The organism is Vibrio sp. 10N, from assembly GCF_036245475.1.
Classification (GTDB): Bacteria; Pseudomonadota; Gammaproteobacteria; order Enterobacterales; family Vibrionaceae; genus Vibrio.
Genome location: NZ_BTPM01000002.1, coordinates 36,514 through 57,677, shown reverse-complemented (window position 1 = coordinate 57,677; position 21,164 = coordinate 36,514). Strand labels below are relative to the sequence as shown.

Annotated in this window: 22 protein-coding genes and 1 pseudogene; 7 read left to right on the top strand and 16 right to left on the bottom strand. The window is 47.0% G+C overall.

All coding sequences use genetic code 11. The features are described 5' to 3' along the window. Nucleotides 1-174 precede the first annotated feature (174 nt). The 3 genes from AAA946_RS16595 (at nt 175) to AAA946_RS16585 (ending at nt 2,211) form a co-directional block, all read left to right on the top strand. The gene (locus AAA946_RS16595; protein WP_338165911.1) at nt 175-1,074 is read left to right on the top strand and encodes a hypothetical protein; all 900 of its coding nucleotides are present in this window, start codon (nt 175-177) and stop codon (nt 1,072-1,074) included. A 4-nt stretch (nt 1,075-1,078) separates the two neighbouring features. Then, complete coding sequence (locus tag AAA946_RS16590; RefSeq protein ID WP_338165910.1) at nt 1,079-1,603, top strand: GNAT family N-acetyltransferase; 525 nt, start codon at nt 1,079-1,081, stop codon at nt 1,601-1,603. Between the two features lie 113 nt (nt 1,604-1,716). Next, entirely contained in the window at nt 1,717-2,211 is a 495-nt protein-coding gene (locus AAA946_RS16585) for a fasciclin domain-containing protein (protein WP_338165909.1), read from the top strand. Nucleotides 2,212-2,282: 71 nt separating this feature from the next. Here the strand turns inward: AAA946_RS16585 and AAA946_RS16580 are convergent, their stop codons facing one another. The 3 genes from AAA946_RS16580 to AAA946_RS16570 form a co-directional block, all read right to left on the bottom strand. Then, nucleotides 2,283-2,852 (bottom strand): hypothetical protein, encoded by a 570-nt coding sequence (locus AAA946_RS16580; protein WP_338165908.1) that lies wholly within the window; start codon nt 2,850-2,852, stop codon nt 2,283-2,285. Nucleotides 2,853-2,942: 90 nt separating this feature from the next. Beyond that, complete coding sequence (locus AAA946_RS16575) at nt 2,943-3,647, bottom strand: lipid-binding SYLF domain-containing protein (RefSeq protein ID WP_338165907.1); 705 nt, start codon at nt 3,645-3,647, stop codon at nt 2,943-2,945. A 101-nt stretch (nt 3,648-3,748) separates the two neighbouring features. Then, entirely contained in the window at nt 3,749-4,330 is a 582-nt protein-coding gene (locus tag AAA946_RS16570; protein WP_338165906.1) for a class I SAM-dependent DNA methyltransferase, read from the bottom strand. A 180-nt stretch (nt 4,331-4,510) separates the two neighbouring features. Between AAA946_RS16570 and AAA946_RS16565 the strand changes: the two genes are divergently transcribed. Further along, nucleotides 4,511-5,389: a LysR family transcriptional regulator gene (locus tag AAA946_RS16565; protein ID WP_338167189.1), complete on the top strand. Its 879-nt coding sequence runs from the start codon at nt 4,511-4,513 to the stop codon at nt 5,387-5,389. 188 nt (nt 5,390-5,577) lie between these two features. Further along, nucleotides 5,578-6,216 (top strand): annotated as a pseudogene (locus AAA946_RS16560) (cation transporter); the annotation flags it as partial. A 54-nt stretch (nt 6,217-6,270) separates the two neighbouring features. Here the strand turns inward: AAA946_RS16560 and AAA946_RS16555 are convergent. Continuing rightward, nucleotides 6,271-6,912, bottom strand: coding sequence for an START domain-containing protein (locus tag AAA946_RS16555; protein WP_338165905.1), 642 nt, complete (start codon nt 6,910-6,912; stop codon nt 6,271-6,273). Nucleotides 6,913-7,005: 93 nt separating this feature from the next. After that, nucleotides 7,006-7,914 carry an aromatic amino acid DMT transporter YddG gene (yddG, locus tag AAA946_RS16550; RefSeq protein ID WP_338167188.1) on the bottom strand — a complete coding sequence of 303 codons (909 nt, stop codon included), beginning with the start codon at nt 7,912-7,914 and terminating at the stop codon, nt 7,006-7,008. 213 nt (nt 7,915-8,127) lie between these two features. Between yddG and AAA946_RS16545 the strand changes: the two genes are divergently transcribed. Next, nucleotides 8,128-9,663, top strand: a complete 1,536-nt coding sequence (locus tag AAA946_RS16545) for a phospholipase D family protein (protein ID WP_338165904.1) — start codon at nt 8,128-8,130, stop codon at nt 9,661-9,663. Between the two features lie 60 nt (nt 9,664-9,723). On the opposite strand, the gene AAA946_RS16540 is transcribed toward AAA946_RS16545, so the two are convergent. Beyond that, nucleotides 9,724-10,245 (bottom strand): hypothetical protein, encoded by a 522-nt coding sequence (locus tag AAA946_RS16540; RefSeq protein ID WP_338165903.1) that lies wholly within the window; start codon nt 10,243-10,245, stop codon nt 9,724-9,726. 30 nt (nt 10,246-10,275) lie between these two features. Here AAA946_RS16540 and AAA946_RS16535 point away from each other — a divergent pair, with 30 nt between their 5' ends. Then, nucleotides 10,276-10,494: a hypothetical protein gene (locus AAA946_RS16535; RefSeq protein ID WP_338165902.1), complete on the top strand. Its 219-nt coding sequence runs from the start codon at nt 10,276-10,278 to the stop codon at nt 10,492-10,494. Between the two features lie 43 nt (nt 10,495-10,537). Here AAA946_RS16535 and AAA946_RS16530 read toward each other — a convergent pair whose 3' ends face one another. The 10 genes from AAA946_RS16530 to AAA946_RS16485 all read right to left on the bottom strand — a co-directional run bounded on the left by AAA946_RS16530 (nt 10,538) and on the right by AAA946_RS16485 (nt 21,101). After that, a complete protein-coding gene (locus tag AAA946_RS16530) occupies nt 10,538-11,644 on the bottom strand; it encodes a methyl-accepting chemotaxis protein (RefSeq protein ID WP_338165901.1) in 1,107 nt (368 codons plus the stop codon). Nucleotides 11,645-11,912: 268 nt separating this feature from the next. Beyond that, nucleotides 11,913-12,065, bottom strand: a complete 153-nt coding sequence (locus AAA946_RS16525; RefSeq protein WP_128650681.1) for a hypothetical protein — start codon at nt 12,063-12,065, stop codon at nt 11,913-11,915. A 173-nt stretch (nt 12,066-12,238) separates the two neighbouring features. Beyond that, nucleotides 12,239-13,390 (bottom strand): arginase family protein, encoded by a 1,152-nt coding sequence (locus tag AAA946_RS16520; protein ID WP_338165900.1) that lies wholly within the window; start codon nt 13,388-13,390, stop codon nt 12,239-12,241. A gap of 177 nt (nt 13,391-13,567) precedes the next feature. Further along, entirely contained in the window at nt 13,568-15,151 is a 1,584-nt protein-coding gene (locus AAA946_RS16515) for a hypothetical protein (RefSeq protein ID WP_338165899.1), read from the bottom strand. A 62-nt stretch (nt 15,152-15,213) separates the two neighbouring features. After that, nucleotides 15,214-15,990: an AraC family transcriptional regulator gene (locus AAA946_RS16510; protein ID WP_338165898.1), complete on the bottom strand. Its 777-nt coding sequence runs from the start codon at nt 15,988-15,990 to the stop codon at nt 15,214-15,216. A 151-nt stretch (nt 15,991-16,141) separates the two neighbouring features. Further along, the gene (locus tag AAA946_RS16505) at nt 16,142-17,260 is read right to left on the bottom strand and encodes a multidrug effflux MFS transporter (protein WP_338165897.1); all 1,119 of its coding nucleotides are present in this window, start codon (nt 17,258-17,260) and stop codon (nt 16,142-16,144) included. A 168-nt stretch (nt 17,261-17,428) separates the two neighbouring features. Further along, nucleotides 17,429-18,190, bottom strand: a complete 762-nt coding sequence (locus tag AAA946_RS16500; RefSeq protein ID WP_338165896.1) for an iron ABC transporter ATP-binding protein — start codon at nt 18,188-18,190, stop codon at nt 17,429-17,431. An 11-nt stretch (nt 18,191-18,201) separates the two neighbouring features. Beyond that, nucleotides 18,202-19,152 (bottom strand): iron chelate uptake ABC transporter family permease subunit, encoded by a 951-nt coding sequence (locus tag AAA946_RS16495; protein WP_338165895.1) that lies wholly within the window; start codon nt 19,150-19,152, stop codon nt 18,202-18,204. Beyond that, complete coding sequence (locus AAA946_RS16490; RefSeq protein WP_338165894.1) at nt 19,145-20,104, bottom strand: ABC transporter permease; 960 nt, start codon at nt 20,102-20,104, stop codon at nt 19,145-19,147. The genes AAA946_RS16495 and AAA946_RS16490 overlap by 8 nt, the downstream gene beginning before the upstream one ends. 76 nt (nt 20,105-20,180) lie before the next feature. After that, nucleotides 20,181-21,101, bottom strand: a complete 921-nt coding sequence (locus AAA946_RS16485; protein ID WP_338165893.1) for a siderophore ABC transporter substrate-binding protein — start codon at nt 21,099-21,101, stop codon at nt 20,181-20,183. Nucleotides 21,102-21,164 lie beyond the last annotated feature (63 nt).

Genomic DNA, 21,164 nt, shown 5'->3' with positions numbered 1-21,164 from the left:
GGTAAACATGGTTAAGTGGTGACTTTTTGCACAATCTCGCAATTCTCTCCGCCTACGCTGTCGTGTTTATTCGCAAGGCGTTTACTACGTTAATCAGTTTCGTTATGGTGGGCACTAGGAGTTTCAATTTCGAGCAAGGAAAGCAGCGCCGCTTAAGCTCGACAGGAGTGAGATATGGAAAAGGTCATTGTCGCCAGCAGAGCACTGCTTGCCCTCGCTATATTCGCCTTAGCTTGGTCAATTTACACCTTCACTCTCGAAGCTAAACAAGTACGAGTTGAGTTACCCAGTTTATTGACTCAAATCGACCAAACCGCACAGCGCATCACTCCTGTGGTTGAAGAAGTGCAAAAAATCCAAGCCATCATTCCAAGCATTCTGGAGCAAAGCGCCCAATACCAACAAGCAATCCCCGAAGTGCTGGAGCGAGTCGACGATATCAATCGCCAGATCCCCGCTATTTTGACGCAAGTCCAATCCGTCACGGCAGCCATTCCGCCAATTCTTGAGCAGTCGGAGCATTGGCACAGTTCGTTGCCGAATCTTCTAAAGCAAGTCGAACAAACCAATCAAACCATTCGCGCCACCAACAAACAAATTGCAGCGACCAACCAACAAGTCCCCGCGATTCTGGCCGAAAGTGAGGCACTGCGAGTAGCCATGCCTGAGATCATTGACCAAGCCGAAGCGCTGGTCCAACAGGCAGAGCAAGCAGGGCGCGAAGCGAGCAAAGGCGCAGTAACCGGTGTTATTGGCGGTATTTTATCCTCACCGTTTCAACTTGTAGACTCACTCACATCACAAACCTTTGGCGTTGAAGACAAAAGCTTTTCTGCCAAAGATCAGCAACTACACAAACAAGCGGTAGAGCGCTTGATGCGTGACCCAAACTCTAAACAAGCAATACCATGGAATAACAGCGGCAGTGGCAACTCTGGCACTGTCAGCATTCAATCTGCAACACCCAGTGGCAGCACCATGTGCTACAACATCTTAAGCCGGCTCACCATCACTAAGGGACCTGATAAGGGCACGCATAGCATCGTGACAGAACGTTGCGTGGCGCGCCAGTAACACTATGAAGATACACTATATTGAAGATAGCGCCGTCACAAACGAGCTAGACCAAGCACTGATCACGATTCTCAGTAGCTGTTTTACCAAGCCAAGCGATAGCCGATTTAAAACTCAGCGCTTTTACAACGAGATGCCTCAACATCGCTGGTATATTACCGGTGAACATGAGCATCATATTATCGCTCACTTAGCAGTGCATGAAAAAACCCTCTCCATTGGCGGCGAGTCTGTGCCTATTGCCGGTGTCGCTGAAGTGTGTGTCCATCCAGACTATCGAAAGCGTGGCTTAACCAAAGCTTTGCTCGAAGAAGCACATCAGTGGATGCAACTACAGCCGTTTTACTACTCAGTGCTGTTTGGCCGCGATGAAGTCTATGGCTCTAGTGGCTATACCCGCATCACTAACCTTTCACTACTGCCCGATGAGCCCTTGGCTCAGCCGACCCCCGTGTCTGTCATGATCAAAGAGCTTAATCAGCACCGCTGGCCAAAACAGCCCGTGCTGTTGCCTGGTCTGACATTCTAACCCCTCTCCTTCTGACGGCTAGAAGCGTAATTTGTTGCTTGCCGTCGGTGATCGATAGCCTAATCCCACCGTAACAGACGACTGCGAATAGACACAAACAAAGGATCGCAGATATGAAGACTATATTCACACGTTCGCTTGCAGCGATAGCAGCACTTCTACTCTCGTTTTCAGCACTGGCTGACCACCACGGAATGAAAAAAGACATTGTCGACGTGGCTGCTGAGAACGGCTCATTCACTACGCTCGTTGCAGCAGTACAAGCTGCGGGGCTCGTTGATACGTTGAAAGGTGATGGCCCATTTACGGTGTTTGCACCCACTGACGATGCGTTTGCAAAACTGCCCGATGGCACAGTCGAGATGTTGCTCAAACCAGAGAACAAAGACAAGCTAGTCGCAATTCTCACCTACCACGTAGTCGCAGGAAAAGTGATGGCAGCGGATGTTATGGGGCTAGATAAGGCGACCACAGTGCAAGGTCAGGACATTATGATTACTAAAAGCGATGGCAAGGTGATGGTGGATAACGCTACCGTTATCGCGACCGATGTTAAAGCGAAAAATGGTGTGATCCACGTGATCGATACAGTGATAATGCCAAAATAAGCTTGTTACTAAAACGAGTAAAACTCAATGCAGCATCTCAAGACCGAGGCCCATCGCTTCGGTCTTTGTGTTTAACGCGGCGGTAAGTCAGCCAGCATCGCACCAATCAGATTTTTCAGTTCCTCTCGCTCTTGAGGGTCATCAATTCGATTTTCTGTCGGCCCTTGTGCTAAAGCTCGCCATCTTGGAAATGCCCCCACTGAATCAAACACCGCTATGTACAAACTCCCTTTTTCCCCGTTCTGCGTCGGTGATTCAAATTGAACCCCGGTCTTGATTTGGGTACTTTCAAAAATTTGTTCATCATTCATTGCCGTTTCAGTCGCGATACCAAAGTCTAGGTGCATGGAAGCGGCATGACCATCTTGCACCGCAAGATAACCCTTCGATGCCAACACTTCATCAATTTGCGACTTGATCACAGACAGGTAATGGTCAGCGTCAAAATCTTCCGACACTTTAGCAACAGGTGAATGAGTACGCCACGAATAGGTCACCATGCCCGTTTGAGGGAGAAAGCCAAAGTCTCCTGTTTTCGCGACCCCATAAGCGAAATTAAGGGGTGCTACTGGTTTGGTGCTGGTCGTGCACCCTACCATAGCCAAGCTTGCGATAACGAAAGACGTCAGTACATGTTTCATAAACCAGTGTCCTGTGCGATTAATGTCGATGGGCTAGAAACATTAATGCACGAAAAAACAACAAGTTCAAATTTTGTTCACTATTCCATGTTAGCGATAGACAGCGCGATAAGCGATCCCTTCCAAGCGACGACGCAGATTCTGCGCCTCTCCAGAATAGGGGGCAAAGTTGGTTAGTACTTCATCAACAGAAAAAGATTCACCATAAATGGCGTGATTTAGCGTGTTGTCTAGAGTCATGTTGAAGGTATCGATGCTGCCACCAAAGTAGAGCCCTTTGTTTTGCGAAACCATCATCGCACTTATTCCACTGGTGCCACCAACGACTTTGCCACTGACGCCATCACCAATCGTGACATCAGCCGTTCCGCCAATTTTGGTTGAACCTGATTGCAATTGCTCGACCACATCATCGGAGAGGATCACTCCGACGCCTTTGATTTTTTGCGCGCCCGCTAACAAGCCAAACATCGCGCTGCGGAATTTGACAAACACAGGCTCACTCCACTGATGCCCATCTCTGGTTAGCAAGATACCTTTACCCCACTGTGCCCCCAAAATAAAGCCAGCTTGACCACCCGACGGAAAGATCACGATCGCTTTAGCAACACCAGTAACATTTTTCACTGACTCCCAATGTGCAGCGGAGTCGAATTCATCAATATTTTGCGCCGCTTGCGCGATGATAGTATTGGCTTTGTCCACCATGTCAGTGTCACTGGAGTAAGCATGACTACTGATAAGCCATAACGAAGCCAGACATGACCAAACCCATTGCTTTGATTTCAAGAACATAATCAACGTATCCAAATAAACGTTCTACAAGCATAACAAAAAAAGGTGGTACCAAAGGCACCACCTATTCGTAGATCAGATTATAAATTTAGGGTACTGCGCTACTTGCGTCCAACACCCATAAGAACTTTTTTCGGACCTTTGCCCGAATCAATTTCAAATGCGATTGACACTTCGACTTTCTCGAAACCCGCATTCAACAAGACATCTTTAGCTCGCTTTTCCGTCATCCCATAACCAGCATCGTCACTGTCAACAGCCCAGTCCCAGTGGATGAACATGCCGTACTCATCAAGCAAGGTATAGATAACGTTCACGGTGTCTTGAAGGTTGTCGATAAATCCACAAACAGAAGACGCAACGACGAGATCAAACTGATTGCGGAAGGCAGGATGCTGAGCAACTAAGCCGCGCGTTAATAAATCTACGACAGGCTCAACATTTTCTAACCCTTTTTTGTCGAGCTCTTCAATCATGGCTTCAGAGCCATCCAGTGCGACAATATATTTGGTCGTCGGAGACATCAGTTGGCTCAACAGGCCGGTACCACAACCAAAGTCTAAAACCGATTTACCTTTCAACGAGGTTATTTCAGAGAGCGCGTCATAGCATGACTGAGCAAAGACCGCGGTCGCCTCGTTATTTTCCCATGTCGCGGCGTACTCATCCCACTCGTTAGACATAGTTTACTCCATTGTTTTACTCGTGCTGAACACAATACAAGCACTTCATTTTAATCCTTGATAACTAGACATAGATTAAACCAGAACGCCAAGCAATTCCTAGTGTTATCTTCGTATTCTTTGGCACTCGTGCTATGATTTTTGTTCCTATGATTTACGGGCGTTTTACGATCAATGTCTATCAATCTTTCTCAAATCGAAGCCTTCTGCGCCGTGGTTGACGCCGGCTCTGTGTCCGAAGCAGCGCGAGTATTAAACTGCAACCGAACCAAACTCAGCATGGCAATCAAAGCCCTCGAGAAAGACCTCGACACCGATCTGTTTGTCCGCACAGGCAACAACGTGACCTTGTCAGAAATAGGGAAAGCCATTTATAAAGACTGTGAAAACTTATTGGTCACCTCTGCTCGCATCAGGCAGACCTGTGCCCAAGTCTCTGGTGACTTTGCCACTGAGCTGCGTATTGCCCACGACGACAGCCTACCCGATCAAGTATGGCAAGATCTGACGTTAGAGCTCAACCAACGCTATCCAGCTCTTTCTCTCAATATCGTCTTGGCCTCATCGGGCGACCTAGCCGATATCGTTGAGAAAAAGCAGGTTGATTTCGCCTTTGGTGTCGATTTTGAGCGCGAAGATGACCCCATGCTCACCTATCAGCCACTGGGGAAGATTCGTATGATGTCGGTGTGCCGAGCGGATCATAAGTTATCTAAACTGCCCCGTGTTTCAGACGAAGTACTGCGTGATCAAATGCAAGTATCACTCGCCTACCTAAATCTACGAGATAACCCTGAGCTATTGCCTTTCTCTCTGAAGTATATTGGATTTTCAAGCTTCGAATTTATGCTTAAAACCATCATTTCTGAAGGCGCTTGGGGGGTATTGCCAGAGCCATTGATTCGTCAATTATTGCGTGAGCAAACCTTATCTGTCATCAAGCACACCTATGGTTTGACCCAAGAAGATTTCTGTATGCTGACCTCATCGGGCATGTCGGAACACCCTGCGATGACGTGGCTTGCGGACCAAATCAGCGACTACCTGTTTACTTTCTAACGGTTATTCATCAGCGGCCATCAGTGGGTGTCATTAATACTGACAGCAAAAAACATCTATTAAACCCATGATTTAAATATAAATTATCATTAATTTGTTTTCAGCTTTCATCCAAACACTCAGTTAATGTTTGAAAGATAAGCAGCACGGCGAAACAATAGCCTTAGTTCAAACAAAAGGTAAATCCAATGTCTTCGCTAAAACAACACAATGAATCATCAGTCTTGAGAGTATCAGCCATTATTGCTACTGGCTTCGCTGTCGCAGGCCTAGTGGTTGGTGTGTTGATGGGCTCACTAGTCATCGCTTTCGACGGTGTCTATTCAATGGTCAGCTTACTGTTAACTTTATTGTCACTGGCCGCAGCACAACAGTTGAAAAATCCAAACAGCCACGCCTCTAAATACGGTCGCCAAACCGTTGAGTCCTTGGTAATAGCTATTAAAGCATCAGTGATCTTAATCATTGTATTGGCGTCACTGTACTCCGCCGTCAGCGCCATGTTCACGGGCGGTCGTCCGGTAGACACGACCGTAGCAACGCTATTTGGACTGTTTAATGTCCTAGGCTGTACCTACGCTTGGTGGTACATCGCTAGTAAAAACAAGAAAATGGGTTCGAACCTAATCGAAGCAGAAACCAAACAGTGGCAAATGGACACTCTCCTTAGCGTCGCTGTCATGGCGGGTTTTATTTCAGCATGGGCTATGGAATTTACGCCGTGGGCACATCTAAGCGTGTATGCGGACCCTACGATGATGATCTTAATGTCGGTGTACTTTATTAAAGTGCCAGGTCAAATGCTGTTTCAAGCGTGTAAAGCATTGTCACGCGCTAATGATGCAACCTTGGCCAGCAACTCATAACGACTTTCGTCAATATTAATCGGTCACATTTGGATGAGAGAGATGCTGATAGCCAGCAATCTCTCTTTTCAACCCCTTAAAGGTTTCAATCGCCCCTTCAATCGTCAACTGATTAGCCAACCAATCGGGCAATGCCCCGCCCACATCTGCAAACGCGGTGTAGACCACAAAGACTTGGTTTTCCGTTAACTTAGTCAGCTCCCAGCGTGAACGCACCTTTTCAATTCGAATATAGTCGGGCTGCTGGGCAAGGTAATCCGATGCGTCACTGATTTCCAGAACAAAACGACGACCGGTTTGATAGTAGCGAGAGTAAGTCACCATATCTCGATTCTTAGCAGGCCACGGAGCTGCAAAGGTGGTATATACGATGTTTTCGTTAGACGATAGCTGGGCCAACACTTTCGTTTGGTCGACATTATGCAGCCAGTTCGGAACATTGGCCGTGTCTTCAAATAACCGTAAAAAGGCGGCAAACGTCGTCGACACATCCGCATGCACTCGGATCTCAATCAGTCCAGTATGATGCTCCCGTTTGTACAAAGTCACGGCATCTTGATTGTAACTGACCAACCAAGGTTTACCGCTAGGAGCAGCAATCACAGACCGGCTGATTGTCGCGTTTAACACCAACAGCACTATCAGATGAACAAACATCACGGCCCCACCCATTGCTCGCATTTGGCTTTACCCTTTTCATCAACCCTATCTCTATTACGATAGTAGTTAGCAAAGCGATTGCCGCATTTGTCAGGCGTTTGCAGCTTCCTTCTCGAGTGCACGTTCGCGAGTGGCCCAAGCACAAAGCAGTGAACCAAGCGTGACTAATGCCACGCCTTTCCAAAACGACTGAGTCAGTGCCACAGACAAGTAAACTGAAGAAAACACGGTGGAGAATACCGGTGTAAAATAGGAAAACGTGGCGATAAGTACCATATTGCCGCCAATAATCGCTTGGTTCCAAAGCGCATATCCAGCCCCCATAATGCAACCTGCCAACAGTAAGGTTGATACGGAGGAAACGTTGAACACCATCTGGCTTTCATCACTCAGCGCATAGTGAATCCAAAGCGTCACCGATGTCATGGCAAAAAACAAAACGATGGCATTTTTGCCACCACTCATCTTAGGCGTGATATTACAATACAGCGCCCAAATAAACGCCGCCGACAACGCCATCGTGTAGGTTATTGGGTTGGTCGCCACATTGTTTTTGACACTCTCAAAAGAGAAAGAAGCGTCCCCAGAAATACACCACACGACCCCAATAAACGCGAGCACCACGCTCGGGTAAACCAACACACTGACTCTACGACCGCTCATCAATACCGCCAACAGCACAGTGAGCGCCGGCCATAAGTAGTTAATAACCGCCATCTCCATCGCTTGTTGACGATCGTTCGCCATCCCAAGAGCCAGCGCGAGACAAATCTCGTAACTTACAAACAACCCGCCGCCAAGAAGTAAGTAACTTGGACGATAGTCGCCAATACGTGGTCTTCCCATCACCACCATCAGCGCAATTGTGCTCACACTGTACATCAATGCAGCGCCACCAATCGGGCCAAAAAGCTCCGCAATATCGCGCGTCAACGCGATCACACAGCTCCAAAGCAAAATGGCCATAATGCCAAACAAGGTATATTTGTTGGTGCCCAAACTCGCCACGAACTCTCCTAATATCCAGCGATTCAAAACCAGCCAGAATCGTTATAAGTAATTGTTATGCAACCTAGTCACTTTCAATTAGGCTATACTTAATTGCTATGAAATTTATCAGTAAAAACGCCAGCGACACAGTGCAAATCCTTCGATGAGCCGTTACACTCTCGCTGCATTTTTAGAACTTACTCGAATACCAGCACTTTAACTATGCCCAACATTTTGTCTATAAAAAATTTCTTCGCACTACTGCTCATTGCCGCCCTGAGCGGATGCGTTTCTTCCAGCATTGACCCTAGCCGCTACGAAAAACAGCCCTCGTACACCATCATTAATGATGAACCGACCAAGCTGGATTTGTATTTTGCAAGGGAAGTGGCATCTCATTCTTTGATCGATGAGACTGGGTTTCATCCTTTAGATAAGGGGCATGATGCCTTGCTGGCAAGGCTCGCGATTATCGAAACCGCGCAGTCAAGCATCGACGTTCAGTATTACATTTTTCGAGACGACGAAGCGGGCAACTTAATTGCGTGGCGACTATTCGAGGCTGCCGAACGTGGGGTACGGGTGCGTTTATTGCTTGATGACATGCAAAAGTATGATGACAAAGACCTCATGCGTTTTAGTAGTCACCCAAACATCGAAGTGCGTATGTTCAACCCGCACCACCTGCGCTCAGCACGCGGTATCGCTATGCTGAGTGATTTCGAACGACTCAACCACAGAATGCACAATAAATCGCTCACCGTTGACGGGGTTGTGTCCATCATTGGCGGTCGCAATGTCGGCAACGAGTATTACTCTATCGAGTCGAGTGTTGAGTTTTCTGACCTAGATTTAATGATGGTGGGCAAGGCTGTCCGTCAAGTAAACCGCCAATTCGACCTCTATTGGAACAGTGATTACAGTGTCCCTATTGAGTGGATAGAACCGCGTGAAGATCTGCGCTACACCGATGCCGATGTTGATGCATGGGTCGACGAGCTTGGTCTCGAAGCCAAATTTTCTGGTGGGCAATATGATTTTGCCAAGCTGCCACTCTACAACGACCTCATTAACGGTACCGTAAAGCTATATTGGGGTGTCGGCGACTTACTCTACGATTTACCAAATAAGCCCGATAGCAAGCAAAGCACCTTAATCGACAGCCTCAATGCTGTGCTCGAAGATTCTCACACCTCGCTGGTGTTCATCTCGCCCTACTTTGTTCCTACAGCGCAAGGAACCAAAGAGCTGATCAGTGCCGTGAAACAAGGGCTTGAAGTGACGATTATTACCAACTCTCTTGCCTCAAACGACGTGTTTGCGGTACATGGCTGGTACGCTAAATACCGTGAAGATCTGGTCAAAGGTGGCGTAACGCTGTGGGAAGTTAAATCCAGCGCTGAAATCCAAAAGAACTGGAGCTTAACAGGTAGTAGCCGTTCAAGCCTTCACACCAAAGCGATGGTCATTGATAAGCGCAAAGTGTTTGTTGGTTCAATGAACCTCGACCCTCGCTCAGCTCACCTCAATACTGAAATGGGCGTGGTGATTGAGCAACCAGAATATGCCCAAAAGGTGTATGACGCTATCTCCAAAGAGATCCCCAAAACGGCTTACGAACTGAGAATGGATGACGGAGACCTGGTTTGGTTTGATCACAGTACCGGCGAAACCTTGACCTCAGAGCCAGAAGCCAGCATTTGGCGCCGCATGGGCGCTTGGTTTAGCGGCATATTGCCCATTGAAGAGCAATTATAAGTCTTGTCTAAGGTAGGCCTTTGAGACGAAAGTCGCTCAAAGGTCTTTGCGTTTCAATCTTCAAACTCTGTCCGTCAATTCAGTTACTCGCTTATCAAAAAACCCAAAAAGCTCATCCAGCGCCGCTGTCGCTTCATCAAAGTACTCTACCGCAGCAACGCTCGGGATCGAGACCAAGACTTTATTTTCAATCGTTTTAAGAAGCCTCTTCAATGTTGGGTAATGCGCATCGCTTTGTGCTGAGACAAAGCGATGAATCGACTGATGTAAGTACTTCAGTCGAATTCGCTCAACACTACTGCATTTCGATTTGGCTGCGACTCCGGTGCCTAATGCCCTTGCCTGTCCTACGCACTCCGTCACTCTCAATAAGTCCGTCCACAGCGTGGTAATCACTTCCCCCTCTTTTTGCCCCAACTCTGCCAATCGATAGTGCTGAGCACACTCCTCTACGGATTCTAACAATGCAGCGAGTAACTGGTTGTGCTCAACAAGGCTTTGCTCGGCAGACCATTGTCCGAACTGCATTTGCACCCTTGACCATTTACCTTCGACACTGCGCCAGCTGGCTGTGCTTCGCACCCTGTCATCCAATTGATTAAGCGCTATAAAGTGATCACTGATAGCGCTTTGCAGTGGGGGAAGACGAGACTGCAACTTATTGTCACCGCAAAGGACACCGTTGATTATTCCCCTGTGTTGCTGAATCGCGCCCAAGAGATGCCTAAGCGTAGTGACATGTTGCAATCCTTGTCGCCGAGTGGCTTGAATGTCTCTGCGTGTGCTCGCTCTCTTCCAGGTGCCAGTAACAACAACGAGAAAAACCAATAACACACCAAGTATTACACCGAGATTAGTCATCATCATTCACTCCTTAGGCGGTTAACTTTTCAAGATGCTCTGCTACCTGAGCATTCTCTGCAGCCACTTCAGCATTGTGCTTTGCACTAACCGCAACCCGCTCCATGCTGCTCGATATCTCTTGGGTTGCAATAGTCTGTTGCTCGGAAGCAACCGACACCCCGGAGATTTGATCCGTGATAGAGGCCATCGAAGCTTTCATCGCTTCTAGGGTGTTTTGTGCCACTCGTGTTTGCTCTGTACAACCCATGTTGCCATCACGTACTTTTTCTATCATCGCCGTGACAGCACTCATGCTAGTGGTTACTTGATCAACGTGAGACGTTATAGCATTGGCGGACTCATGGCTGCGTTTTGCAAGACGCCCCACTTCTTCGGCAACCACACTAAAACCACGTCCATGTTCCCCCGCTCGGGCCGCTTCAATCGCCGCATTAAGTGCCAAAAGGTTAGTTTGCTCAGCAATATCACGAATGAACTGCGACATCTCAGAGACCGTGGTGAGGTGACTCTCCAATGTGACGATACTTTTCGCTGTAGAGGCCACCTGTAATTCCACTAGCTCGACACTACTTTGAACGCATACAAGTGCCTCATTACCTTCGTGGCAGAGAGCATTGCCATGCTCAATTGCCTGCAAAGTGTGCTCGATACGAGTCGAGACATCCTCGATACTTTGGGAAATTTCCGTCGCCGCAGAGGCGGAACAAAGGGTGGATTCGGCCTGCATATCACTGTCTTTAGCCGCATCAGTCGCGTTGCTGGCGAGCTCTTGGGCACAAAACGCCATTTCTGAGCGCATTGCTTCGGCTTTTCGCAGTTTCCGAAGCAGCAACTGTTGAACATCATCAACAGCATGAAAGCTAGAATAAAGCAGCCCGAGTGACTGCGGTAAAGAAGGTGTCTCGCCTTGTCGTAGCTGCCGCAGATAATCATTGAGCACTCGAACCTCTCGGTTCAATAAAAGCAGCAGCAACCATGACAATATCGCGGCCCCTAACAGGACTGCGGCTCCTGCAAATATGGCGTCAAATGCGAAAAGCGCCAATGATGAAAACAGCGCAAACATTATGAGCAAGTTGACTGTGTTCAATGGTGTTATACGCAAGATAAGTATCATCTTTCCCCTCCCTGGCTAAAGACTCGCTTTCTTTATGTCTATGATTGAACTGCAACTTTCATTCCAGACACATAAGAGGAAACAAAATCGCACGGATACTGAGTCGCACTAGGACTTGCATAAGTGCTAGCGGTTACTTGATAACGGTACCGTATTGAACGAGAAGGGGGCGTTGCACCTAAAAAGTGCAGGATATTGATACTATTGCGAATTAAAGAAAATGGCGACCCTTGGGCCGCCATTTACAAGAAGAACTCAGCGATAGTGATTACGCTTTTTGTAGGTCTTTTGCTGGGTAAGTTAGAGACATGCCGTCTACTTCTACACGTACGTAGAAGCCGCCACTGCTCAAACCAGTCACGACCATTTTACCTAGATCGATACCTTTAGTTGCAACTACAACATCATCAATAGCAAACATTTTAAACCCTTAATTGGAAGTAAGATTAACAGCAATCTTTCGGGCGCTATTGAAGCAAAGTTGGTTAAGTATCACTAATCTGATTTTTTGTCGTTTGCATCAATTTTTATTATCAAACAGGCATAAAAAAACCACCGCAAAAAGCAGTGGTTCTTATAATCAGGGCAGTAAGATTACAGTGATACAGAGCCGAATGCTTGATTCCAAACTGTATGACGGTTTTCGCCGCCGTTTTCTTTCTTACGCTCTTCTGCTAGCCAGCAAAGTAGTTCCCAACCGAAGCCAGCTGCAATGATGCCGTCTTTATCTGTTGGGTCAGTATCTGGCGTGTACTCAGCGACGTCAGCACCAACAAGACGAACTTTACCTGATGCCTTCACTTTACGGATGATGTCGTAAACCTGAAGGTGCGTCAGACCGAATGGATCTGGGCTTGAGTTTGAACGACAGAACGCAGTATCTAGTGCGTCAAGGTCGAATGTGAAGTAAACCGGACCGCCATCGCCACAAAGTTCGATGATCTTGTCTGCTACCGCATCAACACCTTGCTCGTAAACTTCGTTAGTGGTGAAGCCAGTGGTACCAAATGCGATGTGGTTACCTTTAACAAGCGCCGTTTGACGACCACGCATACCAATTTGAACTGTGCGCTCTGGATCCGCTAGACCTTCAGAGTACAGCTTTGGTAGCCAGTGACCTGACGTGTATGGGTAGTCAAAGTCAGCACGAGTTGATAGGTCGTAGTGCGCATCGAAGTGGATAACGCGAAGAGGACCGTACTTCTCACCTAGAGCACGCATTGTTGGGTATGGGATTGTGTGGTCACCACCAAATACTAGCGGTGTACAATCTTTTTCAACAACCATGTGGTGTAGAAGTTCTGTTAGCTGCTCAACTTCTGCTTTAAGCTCAAATTGGCCTAGGCTATCCCAGTTACCGTAGTCAGAAATACGACACCATTCGAATGGGATTTCACCGTTGTCACCAACTGTACCCATACCCATTTTACTTAGGTGGCGTAGACGCTGTGGTGCGAACTTGTGTGAAGAACCAGTAGGAGAACATTTTTCGATGCCCATACCGTAGATAACAACGTCGGTGTTATCTAGATCTTGTGAGAATGGCGCTTGATAGAAACCTAGGTAATCTTTGTTGATGAAGCTCATTTGCTCGATACCCTTGCCGCCACCTTGCTCTTTAACACGAGCTAGGTAAGCCGCAACTTCTGGATCTAGGTTATCTGCTGCAGAAACGTTTTCCCAAATGTGCTTATATTTCGCTACTTTTTCTGGGTCGATTGCAGGCCACTTTTTGATGTTAGACATGATATTGCCTCTCTACTTGGTTGATAACGCCATACTAGCCCATCAATTTAACCGTCAACAGTAACAACAGGTACGGTTTACGTTAGTAAAAACGTAAACTCAGTAATTTACCTTTGAATTAAGATTGAACATAGTTGCTAGTACGACACCAAGAGGCGAAACAAAAAAACTCGCAGACTATTCCGCGACCTGCGCCAAAGATTGGCGCGCCTCATCTAACATTGCTTGAAGCGAGTCATCCAAAATCATCACTTTAAGCAACTGCTCAGCCATAGAGGCATTGTCACCAGTGCTTTGTCTCGCCTCTCGCCAATATTGCCTAGCGGTTTGCTCACGGCCTACCACTTGATAAATCAACGCAAGCAGAATCGTTTGCAACACATTACCTTCAACGTAGAACAATTCTAAACTTTGCAGCGCAGCCTCATGGTCATGCTGTCGAATCGCATTTAACGCCTGACTAAGTTTGAGCCAATTCGGGAAATAGTCGTCTTTACCCAAGAGATCGGTCAGAATTTGAATTCCATAATCAAAGTTACCAGATAGGCAGACCAACCACCCCACAGCACCAATTGTGTAGTGTGAGTTAGGATTAAGCTGAATAATGCGCTCGGCGCAGCCGCTAACCTTCTGCTGGTTATTTGTCAGAAGTGCCCACCACGCTTGTGCCAACATCACTTCGCCATTCCGCGGAGCATAATCAGACGCCTTCGAAACCAATTTTTCGCAGCGCTCAATCACCTCGTCATAGCTCATCATGCCATACAGTAAGGCATCGCAGTAAAGCTGAGCTAACGTAGCGAGCGTTCGCGCATCATTTGCATAACGTCCTGAGACCAACTGCTGATAGAGTTCGAGCATTTCTTGCAAGCGCTCCTGACTCATTTTCGTCAGGTACTCTAGGTAATAAAGGCGCGCTTGATAATCGTTAAGGAAGACCGCCCCTTGGTCCTTGATGCGTTTAAACTCATGCATTGAGATCACGCCATAGGAAGAGGCCATTTTGGTGGCAATTCGCTGGACCATACGCTCTTGTTGATCCAGTAAATCCTCACCACTGACAGGCAATACAAATCGCTCGCTCCAGATTTGTAGACCGTGCTCCGTCTCACTTAACGTGACGGTAACACGTAGAGCCCCCCCAGCCCTTCGCACAGAGCCTGAAACCACATAGCGGGCACCCAGTCTTTCGTGAAGTTCGGTAAGCGAAGCTACGCCGCCCGTCACTTCTTGTACTCGTAAAGGAGATACCACCGCCAACTGCTCAAATAAACTCAGAGCATGGTTAAGCTCTTCTTGCAGCGACAACGCCACTTCATCACAGGCAGGGTCTTTTAAGCTCGTCACAAATGACTGAACCGCGAGCGTGGGATAGTTGATATTCAGAGTTATCGATGAGGGAGCCGGGCTCGCTATGTGTGAAAACTGAGGCGAGTAGCTGCGTTTTGGCAAAGTAATTACAATCAGATCACTGTCATTGGTTGTTTGATAAAAAGCCATCAGCGATTTACGCAATTTTGTTGCTAGCATGCGAACCAGCGGATCGGAAGAGGGATTGAAACTCGCTGGTTTTTCAAACAGCTCAGTCGCTATCGAATATTGACTCAGTTGACTACCTTGACCAACGATAGTCTGCTCAACGATATAGCGCAAAAACGCCACCAATTTGGGCGAAGAATAAAACAGCGGAAAGGCGACAATTTTATCTAACGTGTTCTGAATTTGCTGTTCAGTGACGGGCATAGACTCGGAATCTGACATACTTGCTCAAATGAATGTGCTTTATTTTTACTAGTTTATCACCTAGCTAGTCGTTTCCAAATTTAGCTGCCTTCAATTATGTACTTTCCAGGTGTCTCCCCTGTTTGCTGCCGAAAAAATGCCACAAACGCGCTGTCACTGGAAAACTCAAGCGCGGCGGCCGTATCCGCAACGCTGTTTCCTTCTGAAAGGGACTGAATAGCCATCAGCAATCGCCATTGTTGCCGCCATGACTGGTAAGGCATGCCTGTCTCTTTGGTAAAGATTCGCGTCACGGTCTTCGCACTTGCTCCCACAGATGCCGCAACTTGATTCAAGGGTTGCGGCAAGTATTGATCACCAATGACACCCTCGAGCCACCTCTGTAACCTTCTATCACTTGGAAGTGGTAATGCTAGCGCTTCCTTTGGCGCAGCCCTCAGTTCTTCAAAAAACAGCGCGGTCATATTCATTTGCTCTGCTTGCGGTCTATCCCACTCCCAAAACGCCATGCGCTCAATTAGCGCTCGCAGTAAAGGGTTAATGGAAAACACCGTCACCGAATCAGGCAAGTCGGCACATAGCTTGGCGTCAAAATAGAGCGAGCGATAGGCGACCACATTGCTCATTTTCGCATAGTGCTCCACACCCGCAGGGATCCATGCCGCGCGAGTTGGCGGCAAGATACACATAGCGCCATCTAGCGATATCGACATACAGCCTGAGGCAGCGAAGAGTAATTGATTCTTCTGATGATGATGCATACCAGAGTCATGCGTCCCTACCGTCGCAGCAATACCGATCACTTGATTATCAATACTATCGGCATCAAACCGTGTGGTTTCATCGATGATCGCCATGCTATCCCTCTTTCTCCTGTATCTGCCCCAATATTAACGGCTTATGGACGAAATGCCATTACCAACAAAATAGTCCAGCATAAAAATAAAAAAATCTCTCCAACAAGTAGAGAGATTTTTTACGTTACAAAAGGTTTACTCCCTTTCGCTGTTATTTACGGCTCATGGTCACCAGCAGAGCAACGACGCTACAACCAATGAGTACTGTGCCTAGGTTTTGGATGACTCCAGCAAGACCAAGTCCGCCACCTATCATCAAATAGTACATCAACCCAAACAGAGCACCTGCGCTACCAGCTTGCTGCTTGTAGTCAGTTAAAGCAACGCTGAGTACATTTGGAATCGCAATACCGAATGACATCACAACAAGCATCATCGGTGCAACAAACCAAATTGAATCCAGCATGGCATACACACCAATCGAGCCAACACTCAGTAGTGTCGCCGCTACTACTAGTAGAGTGCGCTGCGCCAACTTCCTAGGCAATAGAGCTTTGTTTAAGTAGCTCCCTAACAACGTACCTAACCCTAAAACCACACCGCTATAACCAAATTGCTCTGCATTGAAGCCCAGCTCGACAAAGCGGAACGCACCCAATTGATAGTATGAAAATAGAGCAATGTTATATAGGGCAACTAAAATTGCAGATTGCCAAATTTTTGCGTCTTTGATCATACGGCCACTTAACGTAGTCAATTGAAGCGGCTGTTTTTGTTGCTGTGTTTCAGGCAGTTTAATTAGGTTGTAGACAAACAGTCCCAACGCCATCACAAACAAGGCTAGAAATACGTATTGATAGCCACCAGCTTGCGATAGCTGACCACCCAGCAACATGCCAAGTACAGGGCTGATCGAAATACCCATGCCCATTAAGCTGAATACTTTTCCTAGCTCTTCACCTCGGAATACATCACGCAGCATGGTTTGCGTCACCACAGAACCGACTGCAATACCAAATGCACTTAATGCACGTGCAATCATTACAGTCGTGAAGTTATCTGTTTTCATCGCAACTAGTGCTGCAACGCCATAGATAAAAAGCCCTAACAGTATAGTTGGACGACGGCCCCACTTATCTGCTAGTACTCCCCAAACCACAACACCAACAGCAAAGGCCGAAAAGTAAATCGATAGAGTTTGCGCGGCCTGTGCGTAACTCACAGCAAATGATTGTGCAATGGAACCCAATGCCGGGCTATAAATGGTTTCCACAATTTGCGGAAACATCAACATCACAACCATTAGCCACAAAGAAGGTTTCGTGTTCATTTTTTGTGTCCTCGTTAATCTTTAACATGGGATGCATTATGAGCTAGAAACCCAGGCTCTTATTAACAACATAAAAACATAAAATATCAAAATAAGGACACTCATAATCAACAAAAAAGGAGCCAACGTGGCTCCCCTTTTACTGAAATAAACTAGACAAATAGCTGACTAACTATTGAAGTAGAGACAGACCTTACGCCCGTCGACCTCACGAATATCAAACGGGATCTCGTAGATAGCTTCCATGGTTTCCTGTTCCACGACTTCATCGACTTTGCCTGATTTGATGACCCTACCTTTCTTCATCGCCACGATATTGTCTGAATAACAAGACGCGAAGTTAATGTCGTGAATCACGATCACCACGGCCTTATTGAAGTCGTGCGCTAAGCGGCGAAGCGTGTGCATGATTTCCACTGAGTGTTTGATATCGAGGTTGTTTAATGGCTCATCCAGAAACACATAGTCGGTATCTTGCGCCACCACCATGGCGATAAACGCCATTTGACGCTGACCGCCACTAAGCTGATCAAGGTATTTATTTTGGATCTCTTCAATCCCTAAATGACCAAGAGCCTGGTCGATGATCTCATTGTCTTCTGTCGTTAGACGACCACCCGAATGTGGAAAGCGACCAAAAGACACCAACTCACGAATGGTAAAACGCATATTGATGTTGTTGGATTGACGAAGCACGGCGAGATGTTTAGCCAGCTCTTTGGTGTCCCATTGAGCAAGCAGCTTATCGCCAATCACGACTTCACCTGCATCGCTCTCTGTCAGGCGGCTTGCCATCGACAGCAGAGTACTTTTGCCCGCACCGTTAGGACCAATAATCGAAGTAACCTCTCCTTTCGGGAAAAGCGCATCTGCATCTTGTACAACGAAGGTTTTGCCGTACTTTTTACTTAGACCTGTTAACTTAATCACTGTTATACCTCTTAATTAATTCTGTTTCTTAGCAATAAGAACAGGAAGTAGGAGCCACCAACGAGATTGATGATCACGCTAATTGTGGTCTGGAACGCCAATACTTTTTCAACAAACCACTGACCCGTCACCAGCAGAAATACCGCCAGTAGACTGCTCGCAATGATGAGAAAACGATGCTGATAATGTCTGAAGATCTCACGAGTTAAACTCACCGTAATCAAGCCAAAAAACAGCACAGGCCCCACCAAGGCCGTAGAAATAGCAATCATGATAGTGATAAGGATCATCACACGCTGAGTGAGTTGCTGAGTATTGACACCAAGACTCGTCGCATTGTCCGTACCTAGCCAAAGCACATCCAGCTTTGGAGCGTAGTAAAACAAAACTGCTAAGCAGAGAGAGAGTGGGATCAGGCTCCAGTAGACCAGTTTGGCATTGACGTTGTTGAAGCTCGCGAACATCGAGTTTTGAATACTCGCAAACTCATTAGGGTCGACCAACATGGTCAAAAAGCCAGTCACACTGCTAAACAAACTGCCGCAGACAATACCAATCAACAATAAAGTGAAGACGTTACTGTCTTTGCGTTTGAAATAGAAATGAAATAGCAACAGAGAAAAGCCAATCATCACACACGTGGAAAGCAAAAAGTTGCTCATCGCGTGAATCACCCAAAAGCTGGTGCTGCCAAGAATGACCACCATCAGGACTTGCACCATCAGATATAAGCTATCAAAGCCCAATATTGATGGCGTTAGAATGCGGTTATTGGTGATGGTTTGAAACACCAAAGAAGACGCGGAGATCGCAATAGCGGCCAGTACAATCGCCAACACCTTTGGAATGCGGCGCGATAAGAAAAATTGGTAGTTGTCGGCCGTCAGTCCCTGCCCCACAAACCAAGCGATAATCGCCACACACCCTGCGATGAGTAAGGAAATTTTCAGTGAATCACGCATTGCGCTTCTCTCTCAACACCAGATAAATAAACACTGCACCACCGAAAATACTGATGATCATCGAGATAGGCATTTCATAAGGGAAAATAATCAAGCGACCTAAAATGTCACAAGCGAGAACGAGAATGACGCCCCAGTAAGCTGTCCAAGGCAAGATCCGCTTCATGTTGTCGCCCATAAACAGCGACACGATATTGGGCACGATAAGGCCAAGGAATGGGATAACGCCAACGATCATCACGACCGTAGAGGAACTAACTGCGACTAAGATGACGCCAATAAAGACAATCTTCTGATAGTCGAGGCCAATGTTCGTAGCAAAGCTTTCACCCACACTCGCGGCACTGAACTGTCGCGCATAAAAATAGGCCAAAAGACATGCAGGTACGGCTAAATATAAGATCTCGTAGTTACCTTGCAGCACACTGGCAAAGTTCGCCACTGTCCACGAAGACATGGTTTGCACCAAGTCGTACTTGTAGGCAATGAAGGTAGTGAGCGCAGAGATCACGTTGCCATACATGATACCGATAAGCGGTACGAGAACTGCGTTCTTAAATTGCAGCCTCTGCAAGAAGCGTACGAAAATCAACGTACCTGCAACGGCGAAAAAGAAGATGGCACCTAAGTGTACCCATTGGCTAGCACCGCCAAGGAAAATTAGCCCAACAACGTAGCCAAGCAGCGCACAATCAATAGTGCCCGTTGTCGATGGTGACGCGAAACGGTTCTGCACGATTTGCTGCATGATGAGACCTGCGACACTTAAACCAGCACCGGCAAGAATGATGGCAAGCAATCTAGGAACGCGGCTGACGACATAGATGGAATAGGCATGCTCATCACCACGAAACAAGTCGGCCAGTGATACGGAAGCAGCGCCAAGGACTAAAGAGCAGACTGCCAATCCAATAAGCAGGGCAGTTGCCAAAATGGTTTTATGAATGGTCATTACAACGATAGGCTAAAGAAGAAACTTAACGAGAAAAGTCTCTGCTACTAAGCAGAGACTTTTATTGGGCAACGAACTAGTTCAGGACTTTATCGATATCACTGATCATAGTTTGTGTAGCAGTCACACCGCCACCTGAGATATACCAAGCGTTCGGGTCAATGTAGACAACTTTGTTGTTTTTCGCAGCAGGTGTTGAATCCACCAACGGGTTGCTAAACAGCTCTTTCGCCTTGCCAACACTGCGGCCAATCGCTTGTTCGCGGTCAAGAATGAAGATCACTTGTGGCTGAGCATCGGCAACATATTCGAACGAAATAAGGTTACCGTGCGAACCCTCAATTGGCGCTATGTTTTTACTACTAGACTCAGCAAAACCAAAATCATCAAACACAATAGAGAAACGGCTACCTTTGTTAAACATCGCTACGTTGCTGCCGTTGTTCATTAGCATTAGCGCATTTAGATTTTGCTTCGCGACCTTAGATGATGCACTGTCAAGTTGCTGCTGAGTTTCAGCAATAAGTGCTTCTACTTCGTCTTGCTTATCAAACAGCTTACCCAGCATACGCCAGTTTGCTTGCGTGTCTTGCCAGTACTGACCGTTATCAACGTAGAACATCACGGTTGGTGCAATCTGGTTAAGATCATCGTACACGCGAAGCATACGATTTTCTGCGATGATTACGTCAGGCTTTAAGGTAAAGATGGCTTCAAAATCCGGCTCACCGACAGAGCCTGTGTTGCCTGTCGTTTGTTTGTAGTCAGCTAGATATTCTGGAAGTAGCGAGTGAGGCGCGCCTACTGGTTTCACACCAATACGATCCAACACGTCTAGACTACCATTGCCCAGTACAACAACACGCTTTGGTGTGTCATCAAATTCACTGGTGCCTTTAAAGTGCTGAATAGTAACGGCGCTAGCTTGAGCGGCCAGAGCGAGAGTTGCGGTAAGGGTTAGCGCCAAACGCTTGACGAAACCAAAGGACTGACTCATTCCGATTTCCTTATATTCTTTATGGTTATAGTTAACCTGCTCATTATCACTTGCATCAAAATA